Source organism: Pseudomonas sp. B10(2017) (assembly GCF_002113295.1).
Lineage (GTDB): Bacteria > Pseudomonadota > Gammaproteobacteria > Pseudomonadales > Pseudomonadaceae > Aquipseudomonas > Aquipseudomonas pudica.
In genome coordinates, this window is the sequence record NZ_NEJU01000009.1 from 179,958 (window position 1) to 194,134 (window position 14,177).

Annotated in this window: 11 protein-coding genes; 6 read left to right on the forward strand and 5 right to left on the reverse strand. The window is 64.2% G+C overall.

The window, feature by feature from the left end:
* Window positions 1-183 precede the first annotated feature (183 nt).
* Window positions 184-1,074, reverse strand: coding sequence for a LysR family transcriptional regulator (locus CAF92_RS13710; protein ID WP_046613675.1), 891 nt, complete (start codon window positions 1,072-1,074; stop codon window positions 184-186).
* Window positions 1,075-1,210: 136 nt separating this feature from the next.
* Here CAF92_RS13710 and CAF92_RS13715 point away from each other — a divergent pair, with 136 nt between their 5' ends.
* Together CAF92_RS13715 and CAF92_RS13720 are read left to right on the forward strand one after the other, a co-directional pair.
* Window positions 1,211-2,701 carry an aldehyde dehydrogenase family protein gene (locus CAF92_RS13715; RefSeq protein ID WP_003253547.1) on the forward strand — a complete coding sequence of 497 codons (1,491 nt, stop codon included), beginning with the start codon at window positions 1,211-1,213 and terminating at the stop codon, window positions 2,699-2,701.
* 134 nt (window positions 2,702-2,835) lie between these two features.
* Window positions 2,836-4,122, forward strand: a complete 1,287-nt coding sequence (locus CAF92_RS13720) for an FAD-binding oxidoreductase (protein ID WP_085601134.1) — start codon at window positions 2,836-2,838, stop codon at window positions 4,120-4,122.
* Window positions 4,123-4,230: 108 nt separating this feature from the next.
* Here CAF92_RS13720 and CAF92_RS13725 read toward each other — a convergent pair whose 3' ends face one another.
* Window positions 4,231-5,658 carry a mechanosensitive ion channel family protein gene (locus CAF92_RS13725; protein ID WP_085601135.1) on the reverse strand — a complete coding sequence of 476 codons (1,428 nt, stop codon included), beginning with the start codon at window positions 5,656-5,658 and terminating at the stop codon, window positions 4,231-4,233.
* 320 nt (window positions 5,659-5,978) lie between these two features.
* Here CAF92_RS13725 and ycaC point away from each other — a divergent pair, with 320 nt between their 5' ends.
* The 4 genes from ycaC to CAF92_RS13745 all read left to right on the forward strand — a co-directional run bounded on the left by ycaC (window position 5,979) and on the right by CAF92_RS13745 (window position 10,109).
* Complete coding sequence (ycaC, locus tag CAF92_RS13730) at window positions 5,979-6,608, forward strand: isochorismate family cysteine hydrolase YcaC (RefSeq protein ID WP_046613672.1); 630 nt, start codon at window positions 5,979-5,981, stop codon at window positions 6,606-6,608.
* A gap of 114 nt (window positions 6,609-6,722) precedes the next feature.
* Window positions 6,723-7,031, forward strand: a complete 309-nt coding sequence (locus CAF92_RS13735; protein ID WP_046613671.1) for a hypothetical protein — start codon at window positions 6,723-6,725, stop codon at window positions 7,029-7,031.
* 39 nt (window positions 7,032-7,070) lie between these two features.
* Window positions 7,071-7,889: an alpha/beta fold hydrolase gene (locus CAF92_RS13740; RefSeq protein WP_085601136.1), complete on the forward strand. Its 819-nt coding sequence runs from the start codon at window positions 7,071-7,073 to the stop codon at window positions 7,887-7,889.
* Window positions 7,890-8,267: 378 nt separating this feature from the next.
* Window positions 8,268-10,109 (forward strand): amidohydrolase, encoded by a 1,842-nt coding sequence (locus tag CAF92_RS13745; RefSeq protein ID WP_161797614.1) that lies wholly within the window; start codon window positions 8,268-8,270, stop codon window positions 10,107-10,109.
* A gap of 154 nt (window positions 10,110-10,263) precedes the next feature.
* Here the strand turns inward: CAF92_RS13745 and CAF92_RS13750 are convergent, their stop codons facing one another.
* The 3 genes from CAF92_RS13750 to CAF92_RS13760 all read right to left on the reverse strand — a co-directional run bounded on the left by CAF92_RS13750 (window position 10,264) and on the right by CAF92_RS13760 (window position 14,064).
* On the reverse strand, window positions 10,264-11,862 hold the full coding sequence (locus CAF92_RS13750) for an MFS transporter (protein WP_085601137.1): 1,599 nt from the start codon (window positions 11,860-11,862) through the stop codon (window positions 10,264-10,266).
* 1 nt (window position 11,863) lies between these two features.
* Entirely contained in the window at window positions 11,864-13,126 is a 1,263-nt protein-coding gene (locus tag CAF92_RS13755; RefSeq protein WP_046613667.1) for an OprD family porin, read from the reverse strand.
* An 80-nt stretch (window positions 13,127-13,206) separates the two neighbouring features.
* Window positions 13,207-14,064, reverse strand: coding sequence for a LysR family transcriptional regulator (locus CAF92_RS13760; protein ID WP_085601138.1), 858 nt, complete (start codon window positions 14,062-14,064; stop codon window positions 13,207-13,209).
* Window positions 14,065-14,177 lie beyond the last annotated feature (113 nt).

The following is a 14,177-nucleotide window of genomic DNA, read 5'->3' on the forward strand; positions in this document are numbered from 1 at the left end:
GCTAGCTTCCTGGTTGGGTTCGGACGCTTACATGAAAGCTGGGAATGCACTTTGCTCACAAGCGAAAAAAAGTGAGTGTGTCATTCCTTTTTTGATCGACCTCAAGGGCCCTTTCGCGGGTACCTCACAGGGCCCAGGCCTTGCGCGATACCTGTGGGAGCGGGTTCACCCGCGAAGAGGCCCTCAAGCCTGAAGCTGCTCACGAATCCATTCCACCAACGCCCTGACCTTGGGCACTTCCGCCGCATGCTCGGCATACGCCAGGTAATGCGCCCCGGCACTGCGCATCGCATGGTTCCACGGCACCACCAAACTGCCCTCGGCCAGCTCTTTCGCCGCCAGGTAGCGCGGCACCAACGCCACCCCGCACCCGGCCTGCGCCGCGCTCAAGGCCATGTAGAAGGTATCGAAGCGCGGCCCGTGATAGGCGCTGACGCTCTGCAATCCCAACTCCAGGAACCACTCGTGCCAGGCCTCGGGCCGCGAGGTGCTTTGCAGCAGCACCAGGTCCGCCAGCTCCCCGGCATCATTCAGTTCACGCCCGGCCAGCAACTCTGGCGCGCACACCGGCACCACCTCCTCACCGAACAGCTCCACGCAGGTGGCCCCCGGCCAGGTGCCCTGGCCATAGAAGAACACCACGTCCGCCGAGCCCTGCAGCAGCGCGAATGGCTCCATCTCGTTGCGGATGTCCAGGTGGATGTTGCTGTGGCGCTTGCCAAAGCCCTTGAGGTGCGGGATCAACCAGCGCACACCAAAACTCGGCTGAGTGGCTACCTTCAATATCTCGGTCTGTTCGCCGTAGGTGAGCACGTAGCGGCTGGACATATCCACTTGGGTGAGGATCTTGTTGACCTCGGCCAGGTACAAGCTGCCCGCGGGCGTCAGCTGCAGGCGGCGGCGGATACGCAGGAACAGGTGGTGGCGCAGCATGTCTTCAAGCTGCGCCACCTGCTTGCTGACCGCGCTCTGGGTCAGGTGCAGCTCTTCGGCGGCACGGGTAAAGCTCAAATGGCGGGCTGCAGCTTCGAAGCACTGCAGGGCGGTCATGGAGGGCACCAGGCGTTTGGACATAGCGGTCTCTGCGGCTCAAATCATTACCTGACGGAATGATATGCGGAATAAAGGTCGTTTGTTGCACCGGTGTGATCGGATTAATACTGATCCACATCATTTTTCCACCCCATCACCCGATGTAGGAGATGCACAAATGGTTGCTGGACTGCTCGAGCGCCTTGGCGTTGCTGCCGAGGCTTACACCCAGGGCGACTACCCTGTTCACACGCCGATCGACGGCAGCCAGATCGCCTCGGTGAAACTGCTCGGCAAGGCCGAGACCATCGCCCGCATCGATCAGGCCCAGAGCGCCTTCGAAGCCTGGCGCAGCGTGCCGGCCCCGCGCCGCGGCGAGCTGGTGCGCCTGTTCGGCGAAGTGCTGCGTGAGCACAAGGCCGACCTCGGCGAGCTGGTTTCGATCGAAGCCGGCAAGATCACCCAGGAAGGCCTGGGCGAAGTGCAGGAAATGATCGACATCTGTGACTTCGCCGTTGGCCTGTCGCGCCAGCTGTACGGCCTGACCATCGCTTCCGAACGCCCTGGCCACCACATGCGTGAAACTTGGCACCCGCTGGGCGTGGTCGGCGTAATCAGCGCCTTCAACTTCCCGGTCGCAGTCTGGGCCTGGAACACCGCCCTGGCCCTGGTCGCCGGTAACTCGGTGGTATGGAAACCGTCCGAGAAGACCCCGCTGACCGCCCTGGCCTGCCAAGCGCTGTTCGAAAAAGCCCTGAAAGCCTTCGGTGATGCCCCGGCTGGCCTGGCACAACTGGTGATCGGCGGCCGTGAAGCCGGCGAAGCCATGGTCGACGACCCGCGCGTACCGCTGGTCAGCGCCACGGGCAGCACCCGCATGGGTCGCGAAGTCGGCCCACGTGTGGCTGCCCGCTTCGGCCGCAGCATCCTCGAGCTGGGTGGTAACAACGCCATGATCCTGGCCCCGAGCGCCGACCTCGACCTGGCCGTGCGTGGCATCCTGTTCTCCGCAGTCGGCACCGCCGGCCAGCGTTGCACCACCCTGCGCCGCCTGATCGTGCACCGTTCGATCAAGGACGAAGTGGTTGCCCGCGTCAAAGCCGCCTACGGCAAGGTGCGCATCGGTGACCCACGCAAGGACAACCTGGTGGGCCCGCTGATCGACAAGCAGTCGTTCGATGCCATGCAGGGCGCGCTGGCCAAGGCCCGCGACGAAGGTGGCCAGGTATTTGGTGGCGAGCGTCAGCTGGCCGACCAGTACCCGAACGCCTACTACGTATCGCCTGCCATCGCCGAAATGCCGGCGCAGAGCGACGTGGTGCGCCACGAAACCTTCGCCCCGATCCTGTACGTGCTGGCCTACGACGACTTCGAAGAGGCCCTGCGCCTGAACAACGAAGTGCCACAAGGTCTGTCGTCGTGCATCTTCACCACCGACATCCGTGAAGCCGAACGCTTCCAGAGCGCCTCGGGCAGCGACTGCGGCATCGCCAACGTCAACATCGGCACCAGCGGCGCCGAGATCGGCGGTGCGTTCGGTGGCGAGAAGGAAACTGGCGGTGGCCGTGAGTCCGGTTCGGATGCCTGGAAAGGCTACATGCGTCGCCAGACCAACACCGTGAACTACTCGCGCGAGCTGCCGCTTGCGCAGGGTATCGTGTTCGACTGATGTCCGCAGGCGGGGGCTTTGCCCCCGTTTCGCCGGCAAGCCAGCTCCCACAGGGATCGTAATCTGTGGGAGCTGGCTTGCCGGCGATGGGCTGCAAAGCAGCCCCAACAAGAACAAATTGCTGGAGCCGGGCCATGTCCGAACTGCGTCAAGAATGCTTGTGGGAATTCGTCAGCAAACCGACCGTCGCCGCCCAGGCTCTGGCCGGTGAGCACAAGGCCGATGTCTGCGTGATCGGTGGCGGCATTACCGGCCTGTCGGCGGCCATCCATCTGCTCGAACAGGGCAAGTCGGTAATCCTGCTGGAGGCCTGGAAGATCGGTCACGGTGGCTCCGGGCGCAACGTCGGCCTGGTCAACGCCGGCACCTGGATCCGCCCCGACGATGTCGAGGCCACCCTCGGCCTGCAGCAGGGCAGCCGCCTGAACAAGGTGCTCGGCGAAGCCCCGGCCGAAGTGTTCGCCATGATCGAACGCCTTGGCATCGACTGCCAGGCCCAGCACAAAGGCACGCTGCACATGGCGCACAACGCCACCGGTATCGCCGACCTCGAGGCCCGCCACGAACAATGGCGCCGCCGTGGTGCCGATGTGGAACTGCTGACCGGCGGCAAGTGCCAGGAATACTGCGGCACCGACAAGATTTCCGCCGCGCTGCTCGACCGCCGCGCAGGCACCATCAACCCCATGGGTTACACCCAGGGCCTGGCCGCAGCGGTAGCACGCCTGGGTGGCAAGCTGTTCCAGCAGTCTTCGGTCGAAGGCCTGGAGCGTGACGGCGATGCCTGGCGGGTGAAGACCGCTCGCGGTTCGGTGCGCGCCGACAAGGTGGTGATTTCCACCGGCGCCTATACCGAAGGCGACTGGAGCAACCTGCAGAAGCAGTTCTTCCGTGGTTATTACTACCAGGTGGCGTCCAAGCCGTTGCAGGGCGCTGCAGCCGACAAGGTGCTGCCACATGGCCAAGGCTCGTGGGACACCCGCACCGTGCTCAGCAGCATCCGCCGCGACGACCAGGGTCGCCTGCTGCTAGGCAGCCTGGGCCGAGTCGACAACAAGCCGGCGTGGTTCGTGCGCAGCTGGGCCGACCGCATCCAGAGCCACTATTACCCGGAGCTGGGCAAGGTCGAGTGGGAAATGCACTGGACCGGTTGCATCGACTTCACCCCCGATCATCTCATGCGCCTTTTCGAGCCGGCGCCGGGGCTGGTGGCGGTGACCGGGTACAACGGGCGGGGCAATACCACCGGGACCGTGATTGGCCGGGCGTTTGCCGAGTTTCTGCTGAAGGGGGAGGCGGGTAGCCTGCCGATTCCGTTTTCGCCGATGAAGGGCGTGAGTGCGCCCTCGCTGCGGACGGCGTTCTATGAGTCCGGGTTCTCGCTGTACCACGCGGGGCAATGCCTAAGGGTTGTGTTGTAAGTACCGGCCCGATCGCCGGCAAGCCAGCTCCCACATTGACCGCATCGTCCTTAAGGCCTGTGCAGTATCTGTGGGAGCCGGCTCGCCGGCGATAGGGCCGGCACAGGCTTACTTGTGCAACCAGCTGAGAAAGCCGCCTTTCTTGATCGAAGCCGGCTTCTGCAGCAACAACGACTCCCGGTTCTGCCGCCGAAATCGCTGCAACTTGCTCAACGCCGTCTGCACATCGCCGCGTTGCACCAGGCAGCTCTTCACCTGTTCCTTGTCGATCCGGTACAGCACGCAACTGGTCAGCGTGCGGAACTCGGCCAGCGAGTCCTCTTCATCGACGATCCCTTCGATCCCCAGTACCTCGCCGGGCCCCATGCGCCCGGCCTCCACCAGCTTGTCGCCATCGCGGATCGACGCCGAAACCACTCCGCTGCCAATCACCAGCAAATGATCGGAATGCTCGCCCACGCCCAGGATCACCTGGTCGGCCAGGTATTCCACCGCCGTCATGCGCTGGCTCAGCGCATCGCGCTCTTCCGCGCTCAGCGAGCGGAACACCCGCACCTCGTCCAGCACCTCGCGCTGGCGGCTGCGTGGTGGCGTGGCCAGGTCAGCATTCCACATCACCCCGCTGGCCTCCAGGTGCCGGTGAGCCAGGTCGAACAGCTGGTTGCGCGCGTCGCCCTTGGCGCCTGCATCGGCCACGAAGCCGCTGGCTTCGTACTCCACTGATTCCAGCGTCGAGGCTTTCACCGTCACCTTTGGTTTTGGGGTTGCAAGAATGGCACTGACGCCTTGCAAGGCTTTTTCCAGCGCATCGAACACCCGTTTGGGCCGCACCTTGGCCGGCACCACCACGCTGATCGACACCCCATGCACATCGGCCGGGCGGCTGTGGTTGAGCAGCCGGGCCTTGGCCGCCACCGAGTTGGGGATTACCGCCAGGCTGCCGGTGCTGGTGAGCAGGCGGGTGGCACGCCAGTCGATTTCCAGCACCTTGCCTTCGGTGTTGTCGATGGAGATCGAGTCGCCAATCTGATACGGCCGCGTGGTGTTCAGGATGATGCCACTGAACACGTCGGCCAGCGTGCTTTGCAGCGCCAGGCCGATGACGATGGCCATGACCCCCGACGTAGCCAGCAGGCCCTTTACCGGCAACTGCAACACATAGCCTGCGGCAGCGACCACGGCAGCCAGGAAGATCAGCGCCCCCAGCACATCCTGCAGCAAACGCCCGCCGTGGCTGCCACGGGCACCCAGCAACAGGCCGAACACCACCGTCACCGTGCGCGCACCGAACAGCCACCAGCCGATCGCCAGTACTGTGGCGATCAGGTTGCGCGAAACATCATCCGGCCAGGGTGGCGGTTGCATCGGGCTCATGCCGGCAGCCACCAGCACCGAGCTGAACAGCAGGAACAGCACCAGCCGCGCACCGATGCGCCAGGCCCGGTGCTGGAGAGGGATCAGTTGCCAGAGCACGAGGTCGAGCAGGATCAGGGCGGTGCCGAGCAACAACGGGTATGACTGGATGAACGCCAGCATGGTGGTCTCGGGTGAGGGGAGGGCTGTGGGTAGTAATAGAGCAGGTTGGCCGGGCAGGCAATGGGGCCTGTGCCGGCCTCTTCGCGGCTAAAGCCGCTCCCACAGGTACTGCGCACGATTCAAATCCAGCGCAATCCCTGTGGGAGCGGCTTTAGCCGCGAAAGGGCCGGTACAGCCCACACAAAACCATCGTTCATAAAACAGAACGCTAGAGCCAAAAATCGCTATCTACCGCCAAAAAGGTCATGGTTTTAATCTTCTCCCATCAACGCGAAACACCCCACTTACTGAAAAGATCAAAACCCTTGGGAGCAACGACCATGACCAAATTCAAATACAACCGCCTGAACAAAGACGACGCCGCTGTCCTGCTGGTCGACCACCAGGCTGGCCTGCTGTCCCTGGTCCGCGACATCGAACCGGACGCGTTCAAGAACAACGTATTGGCCCTGGCCGACCTGGCCAAGTTCTTCAACCTGCCGACCATCCTCACCACCAGCTTCGAGCAAGGCCCCAACGGCCCGCTGGTACCGGAACTGAAAGCCCTGTTCCCGGACGCCCCGTACATCGCCCGCCCAGGCCAGATCAACGCCTGGGACAACGAAGACTTCGTCAAGGCGGTGAAGGCCACCGGCAAGAAGCAACTGATCATCGCCGGCGTGGTGACTGAAGTGTGCGTAGCCTTCCCGGCGCTGTCAGCCCTGGAGGAAGAGTTCGAAGTGTTCGTGGTCACCGATGCCTCCGGCACCTTCAATGCCATGACCCGCGACGCCGCCCACGACCGCATGAGCCAGGCCGGCGCACAACTGATGACCTGGTTCGGCGTGGCCTGTGAGCTGCACCGCGACTGGCGCAATGACATCGAAGGGCTGGCGGCGCTGTGCTCCAACCACATCCCGGACTACCGCAACCTGATCACCAGCTACAACGCTTTCAACGCCAGCAAGTAAGCCAGATGCGCGGGCACCGCAAACCGGTGCCCGCCAAGGCAGCACACCTGTCCAATCCTGCGCCCGCCCGCCGTTGCACAGTGGATGCGGGCAAGCTCATCCCAAGGAACGCCGATGAACACCGCACTCCAAGACAACCGCGAAGTGGTAACCGTATGCCTGCAACACCAGGTTATTGATAGCACGCCGGGCACCACGGCAGCCCAACCGCCGCGCTGGAAGCAGGCGCTGCTGACCTACCTGGTGATCTGCCCGATGACCATGATCGTTCCACAACTGCTGGCGCCGTTGTTCGCACGCGTCCCGCAGTTGGGTGGAGTGATCACCAGCAACCTGATCGTCAACCTGTTCGTCATCCTGCCCGTGGTGTTCTACATCATGCCTTGGGTAACCCGCCGCTGCGCCAATTGGCTGCGCGGCTGAGCCAGGCCTTTACCTCGACATTTTCAAGGAGATACCGACATGAGCACGTTCGTTACCCGCGATGGCACTTCGATCTACTTCAAGGACTGGGGCAGCGGCAAGCCTGTGCTGTTCAGCCACGGCTGGCCACTGGATGCCGACATGTGGGATTCGCAGATGGAATTCCTGGCCAGCCGCGGCTACCGGGCCATTGCCTTCGACCGCCGTGGCTTCGGCCGTTCGAGCCAGCCGTGGAACGGCTACGACTACGACACCTTTGCCGATGACATCGCCCAGCTGATCGAGCACCTCGACCTGCGCGACGTGACCTTGGTGGGCTTCTCGATGGGGGGCGGTGACGTCAGCCGCTACATCGCCCGCCACGGCAACGAGCGGGTGGCCGGGCTGGTGCTGCTGGGCGCGGTGACACCGGTGTTCGGCAAGCGTGGCGACAACCCTGAAGGTGTCGACCTGTCGGTGTTCGACGGTATCCGCGCCGGCCTGCGTGCCGACCGGGCGCAGTTCATCGCCGATTTCGCCACGCCGTTCTATGGCCTCAACCATGGGCAGCAGGTGTCCCAGGGTGTGCAAACCCAGACCTTGAACATTGCGCTGATGGCATCGATCAAGGGCACATTGGATTGTGTGACCGCGTTCTCCGAAACCGACTTCCGTCCGGATATGGCCAAGATCGATGTACCAACCCTGGTGATCCACGGTGACGACGACCAGATCGTGCCGTTCGAGAGCACCGGCAAGCAGGCGGCGGAGCTGATTCGCGGGGCTGAGCTGAAGGTGTACGCGGGGGCGCCGCACGGGTTTGCGGTGACTCATGCACAGCAGCTGAATGAGGACTTGCTGGCGTTCCTCCAGGAGTAATGGTGGGAGGCATTCGCGGGTAAACCCGCTCCCACAGGGGGATACCACAGTCTTGCAGGCCTGTGGTGTCCCTGTGGGAGCTGGTTCACCCGCGAAGAGGCCAGCCCAGGCAGCACAAATGCTGAACAGGGCTAACCTTCAACCACCCACCGCACATCCATCCAAGCCTTGCCCCTACACCAACCGGCATGCTCCGCAGTTGCGCCTGCCCGCTGCCGCACCCAGACGGAGAACCCCATGTCCCAGGACCGCAACGACAAGACCCGTCGCCAGTTCCTCGCCACCAGTACCGTGCTCGGTGCCGCCGGCGCGCTCTGGTCCGCATTGCCCTTTACCGGTTCCGCCGGTTCCGCTCACGCATCCACCCAAGGAGGTTCCATGACCGCCGACCTGATTCTGTTCAACGGCAAACTGCACACCGTTGATCGTGAAAAGCCCACCGCGACCGCCGTCGCCATCAAGGATGGCCGTTTCATCGCCGTGGGCAACGACGCCGAAGCCATGGCCCACAAGGGCGCCACCACGCAAATCATCGACCTCAAGCAGCGTACGGTCATCCCTGGTTTGAACGACTCGCACCTGCACCTGATCCGTGGTGGCCTGAACTACAACCTGGAACTGCGTTGGGAAGGCGTGCCTTCGGTGGCCGATGCCCTGCGCATGCTCAAGGACCAGGCTGCGCGTACGCCGACCCCGCAGTGGGTGCGCGTGGTCGGCGGCTGGAACGAGTTCCAGTTCGCCGAAAAGCGCATGCCCACTCTGGAGGAGATCAACCAGGCCGCGCCAGATACCCCGGTATTCCTGCTGCACCTGTATGACCGCGCACTGCTCAACCGCGCCGCGCTCAAGGCAGTCGGCTACACCAAGGACACGCCCAACCCGCCGGGCGGCGAGATCCAGCGTGACAAGTTCGGCAACCCGACCGGCATGCTCATCGCCCGCCCCAACGCGATGATCCTCTACGCCACCCTGGCCAAGGGGCCGAAGCTGCCGCTGGAATACCAGGTCAACTCCACCCGCCAGTTCATGCGCGAGCTCAACCGCCTGGGCCTGACCAGCGCCATCGATGCCGGTGGTGGCTACCAGAACTACCCGGACGACTATCAGGTGATCCAGGAGCTGGCCGACAACAACCAGCTGACCGTGCGCATTGCCTACAACCTGTTCACCCAGAAGCCCAAGGAAGAGCTGGACGACTTCCGCAAGTGGACCTCCAGCGTGAAGCTGCACAGCGGTACCGACTTCCTGCGCCACAATGGCGCCGGCGAAATGCTGGTGTTCTCCGCCGCCGACTTCGAGGACTTCCTCGAACCGCGCCCGGACCTGCCGCAGACCATGGAGCAGGAGCTGGAGCCGGTGGTGCGCCACCTGGTCGAGCAGCGCTGGCCGTTCCGCCTGCATGCTACCTACAACGAATCGATCACGCGCATGCTCGACGTGTTCGAGAAGGTAAACCGCGACATCCCGTTCAATGGCCTGCCGTGGTTCTTCGACCACGCCGAAACCATCACGCCGCAAAACATCGAGCGCGTGCGTGCGTTGGGCGGCGGTATCGCCATCCAGGACCGCATGGCCTTCCAGGGTGAGTATTTCGTTGACCGCTACGGTGCCAAGGCCGCCGAGCAGACCCCGCCAATCAAGCGCATGCTCGACATGGGCGTGCCGGTGGGCGCCGGTACAGACGCCACCCGCGTGTCCAGCTACAACCCGTGGACCTCGCTGTACTGGCTGGTCAGCGGCAAGACCGTCGGTGGCATGGAGCTGTACCCGGAAGGCCTCAGCCGTGACACCGCGCTGCAGCTGTTTACCCAAGGCAGCGCCTGGTTCTCCAGCGAGCAGGGCAAGAAGGGCCAGATCAAGGTGGGCCAGCTGGCCGACCTGGCGGCGTTGTCGCTGGACTTCTTCAGTGTCGATGAAGAGGCGATCAAGGGCATCGAGTCGGTGCTGACCGTGGTTGACGGCAAGGTGGTGTATGGCGCGGCGGAATTCGACAAGCTCGGCCCGCCCCAGGTGCCGGTGCTGCCGGAGTGGTCGCCGGTGACCAAAGTGCCGGGGCACTGGCGGGTGGGCACGCCGTCGCTGGCAGCCGCCGTGCACCAGTGCAGCGGGCCATGCGGGGTGCATGCGCACAGCCATGAGAAGGCCCGCCATTCGAGTGTGCCGGTGAATGACTACCAAGGCTTCTGGGGCGCGCTCGGTTGCTCGTGCTTCGCGTTCTAAGCTGAGCTGATGTGAAAAAGGGGGGCCAGTTATTGGCCTCCTTTTTTGTTCCTTCAGTGCTGGGCCCTTCGCGGGCTCGCCCGCTCCCACAGGTACATCACAGCCCTCAGGCTCTGTGCGATCCCTGTGGGAGCGGGCGAGCCCGCGAATAACATCAATGGTGAGCCTTGTGCTCAGCTCCAGCCAACAGATGCCGAATCTTCACTTCCACCCCATCGGTCTGCAGCATCCGCACCCGCGCCTCGATCTTCAGCTCACCCCGGGTTACCCGGTGGTGATGCCGCAAATGCTCCAGCCACGACTCCTCGAAGAAAAACTCCAGCCACAATGCCGGGTCCGCACTGTCGCGCATCAACCCCCACGACAACGCGCCATTGCGCTTGCGCATCGACTCCAGCTCCCGTGCGGCCTGCTGGAACGCCTCGGCCTTGGCCGGGTCGATGTGGTATTCCACGGTGACCATCACCGGCCCGCTTTCCTTGTCCATGTCGTCGCTCAGCAGTGGCACCGGCCAATGCAGTGACGGCGTCAGCTCCTCGGCTGCGGTTTCCGGTAGCGTCACCTTGCAGGTCAGCATCGTGCCCAACGCCAGGCCGCCTGCGGCCAGCAGCAGGCTCAAGGTGATCGTTGCATGGCTGGCCAGCGTGCCCCACAGCAACCCGCCACTGGCCATGGCACCAAAGAAGATCAGGATATACACCGACAAAGCCCGCGCCCGTACCCAGGCAGGCACTGAGGTCTGTGCCGCCACCTGCAGGTTGGACAGCACGGCAATCCACGCCGCGCCGCTGAGCAGCATCGCCGGTAGCAGCACATAGAAGTTGCGCACCAGCGCCAGGGCCAGCAGGAACAGTGCATACAGCAGGCTGGCCAGCAGCACCAGGCGGTCGCGGCTGATGCGTTCGCGCAAGCGTGGCAGCAAGGTGGCACCGGCCACTGCGCCAATGCCGATGGCCGCCAGCAGCAGGCCGAAATCGGCGGCGGTGCCATGCATTTCGCCACGCACGATCAACGGCAGCAGCGAGGTACCGGCGCTGGCGCAGAAAAAGAATGCCAAGGCGCGCAATATCACCGCCTGCAAGGGTTTGGCACTGCGCGCGAAACGCAGCCCGGTGCGCATGGCGCCGACGAAGCGCTCGGCCGGCAGCAGCGGCTCCTTCACCTCGCGCTTCCACAGAAACAGCACCAGGATCACCCCGGCGAACGAGATGGCATTCAGGGCGAAGGTCAGCCACGGGCCGACCATGCTCACCACCACGCCGGCCAAAGCCGGGCCGACGGCGCGTGACACGTTGATACCGACACTGGAAAGCGCCACCGCGTTGGCCAGGTCGTCCTTGCTCACCAGCTCCGGTGTCAGCGCGCTCCAGGCCGGCATCATCAGTGCCGTGCCGATGCCCAACGCCAGGGTAAGCACCAGCAGCAGGGTGACGTTCATCAGCCCGAGCAGGGTCAGGGCCGCCAGCACCACGGCCACCGAAGACATCCACAGTTGCACCAGCAACAGGTAGCGGCGCTTGTCGACGATATCCGCCGCCGCGCCGGCCGGCAGGGCAAGGAAGAACATCGGTAGCGAGCCGGCTACCTGGATCAGGGCCACATGCAAAGGGCTGGCCGACAGCGTGGTCATCAGCCAGCCGGCGCCCACCTCGTGCATCCAGGTGCCGATGTTGGAAGCGATGGTGGCGATCCACAGCATGCGGAAGGTGGTGTTGCGCAATGGGCTCCAGGCGCCTGAAGGGGATGTGCTCATGTCAGAAGCTGCCTTTGAGTGGGTATTCGATGATCAGGTAGATCCGGTCGATGTCATCGCCGGCCTGGGCCTGGTTGGCGCGGTGGCTGACGTGGGAAAACGACAGGCTCAGGTCCTTGGCGGCGCCGGACTGCACCACGTATTTCAGGTCGATGTCGCGTTCCCAGTGCTTGCCGCCGTCGCCGTACTGGCCCACGTAGACGCCACCGGCTGGGGCATGGCTGCCATCGATGCCACGGCCGCTGACGTAGCGGCCCATCAGGCTCAGGCCGGGGGCGCCAAGGGTGGCGAAGTCGAGGTCGTAGCGCAGTTGCCACGAGCGCTCGCCGGGGCCGTTGAAGTCGGCATACTTGATCGAGTTGGCCAGGTAGATGGAGTCGCCGCCGACGAAGTCGAACGGGGTGTCGCCCTCGACCTTCTGGTAGGCCAGGCTCAGCGCTTGGGCGCCGAAGCTGTACCTGGCCAGCAGGCTGTAGGCGAGGGTGTCGATTGCCCCGGCACTGGCATTGCCGGTGTCGCGGGTCTTGTACAGGTTGCCGTCCAGGCGCCAGTTGCCCTCGGCCAGGTTCAGGTTGAGGTAGGCCTGGCGCCAGGTGTCATCCAGCTGGCCTGCGTACAGTGCGCCGCCGAATGGCCCGTCGGGTGCGAACGCGGCGCCGGCCAGGCTGATGGCACGTTTGTCGGTGGTAGCGCCATAGCCGCTGAAGTCATCGTGGCTGGAGCTGTTGTCCTGGTTGTTGAAGGCGGTGAAATGCCCGGCCTGCAGGCGCCAGTCGGGCAGGTCGGTGTTGTCCAGGAACCAGCCGGTGGCGTACTCCGGGTGCAGGCGTTTGTCGCTGGTGTCGAACACCGGGGTTTCCACGGTCATTTCGCCGTAGCGCAGTTGGGTATTGCCCAGGCGCAGCTTGAGTGCGGCGCCGGCGCTTGAGTAGTCGGACTCGGCGCGGCCATCGCTGTCGCGCGGCAGCAGGCCGGTGCCGGCATGGCCGCGGCCGCCGTCCAGCTTGAGGCCGAGAAAACCATGGGCATCGATGCCGACGCCGAGCGTGCCCTCGGTGAAGCCGGAGCGGATTTCGCCAATGAAACCCTGGGCCCATTCCTGGCGGTAGTTCTGGCCACTGCCGGAGGGCGAGCGGAAGTCGCTGTGCAGGAAGTAGTTGCGGCTGAGCAGCGACCAGCCGGGTTCGTCAGCCTGGCTGAGTACCGGGCATAGGGCGAGGGTGGCGAGCAGGGCGCGGCCTGGTCCGGGGTTGGCGCGGATCATGGGGCCTCCAAGGGGGATGATCCGGGACTGTGGAGCAAGGATAGGCCAGCGGTCTTGTAAGGTTGTGCTGGAACGGGCAGCTAGAGGCTGAACGCCTTGGCGATCGCATCGATCACCACCCGCACCCGCGCCGTATGGCGGACATCCTGATGGGTCACCAGCCAGATGTCGTAAGGCCTGCCTTGCGCCCACACTTGCTGTAAGCCCGCACGTGCGCCCATCGGCACCGGCAGTTCACCCAGCCCGATGCCACTGGCCAGTGCTTGGCGCACCATCAGCCCCGAGGTGCAAGTCATGGCGATGCGCCCTTTGGCGATCGGTTCGCCGGCCAGTGTCACCTCCTTGCCGCTGTCCAGATAAGGCTGGTAGATCACCAGTTCGTGCCCGGCAAACGCACCACCGGGCACCGGCTCGCCAAAGTGCTTGAGGTACGTATGCGAGGCGAACAGTGCGGTTTGCCAGCGCGCCAGGCTCCGCACCACCAGTTCAGGGTTGTCCGGCTTGTGCGTACGTACGGCGATATCTGCCTCGCGCTGGCTGAGGTTGAGCATCTGCGTGGACGCGTGCAATTGCACTTCGATCCCAGGGTGTTCCAGGCGCAACCGAGCCACGGCTGGGATGATGAAGTCCGATGCGAAGGCGTCGGTACTGGTCACTCTCACTACTCCGCTCAGGCGGTCATCCAGTCCAAGAATCTGCCGCTGCAGGCCGGCGGCGGCAGATTCCATCGCCAAGGCAGCCCGCATAGCCACTTCGCCGGCGCTGGTCAGGGAGTAACCGCTGGAGGTCCGCAGGAACAGCGTGGCATGCAGCGCGCCCTCCAGCGATGCGAGCCGGCGACCCACCGTGGCCTGGTCCACGCCCAGACGGCGTGCGGCGCCGCGCAGGGTTTGCTCGCGGCACAATGCAAGAAACACGCGGGTGTCGTCCCAGTTCATCGAAGTCGTCCTCGGTGATGCGAAAATGCAGGGCTGGTATGTAAACTCGCTGCGTTATTTCATCGTTCGGCGAATTTATGCTTTCCCCATCACCATCATCAAGCGCCGTTCAC

Bases quoted from the DNA above. Each gene is read 5' to 3' on its own strand.
- CAF92_RS13710 (WP_046613675.1), bottom strand. From the start codon at position 1,074: ATGTCCAAACGCCTGGTGCCCTCCATGACCGCCCTGCAGTGCTTCGAA.
- CAF92_RS13715 (WP_003253547.1), top strand. From the start codon at position 1,211: ATGGTTGCTGGACTGCTCGAGCGCCTTGGCGTTGCTGCCGAGGCTTAC.
- CAF92_RS13720 (WP_085601134.1), top strand. From the start codon at position 2,836: ATGTCCGAACTGCGTCAAGAATGCTTGTGGGAATTCGTCAGCAAACCG.
- CAF92_RS13725 (WP_085601135.1), bottom strand. From the start codon at position 5,658: ATGCTGGCGTTCATCCAGTCATACCCGTTGTTGCTCGGCACCGCCCTG.
- ycaC (WP_046613672.1), top strand. From the start codon at position 5,979: ATGACCAAATTCAAATACAACCGCCTGAACAAAGACGACGCCGCTGTC.
- CAF92_RS13735 (WP_046613671.1), top strand. From the start codon at position 6,723: ATGAACACCGCACTCCAAGACAACCGCGAAGTGGTAACCGTATGCCTG.
- CAF92_RS13740 (WP_085601136.1), top strand. From the start codon at position 7,071: ATGAGCACGTTCGTTACCCGCGATGGCACTTCGATCTACTTCAAGGAC.
- CAF92_RS13745 (WP_161797614.1), top strand. From the start codon at position 8,268: ATGACCGCCGACCTGATTCTGTTCAACGGCAAACTGCACACCGTTGAT.
- CAF92_RS13750 (WP_085601137.1), bottom strand. From the start codon at position 11,862: ATGAGCACATCCCCTTCAGGCGCCTGGAGCCCATTGCGCAACACCACC.
- CAF92_RS13755 (WP_046613667.1), bottom strand. From the start codon at position 13,126: ATGATCCGCGCCAACCCCGGACCAGGCCGCGCCCTGCTCGCCACCCTC.
- CAF92_RS13760 (WP_085601138.1), bottom strand. From the start codon at position 14,064: ATGAACTGGGACGACACCCGCGTGTTTCTTGCATTGTGCCGCGAGCAA.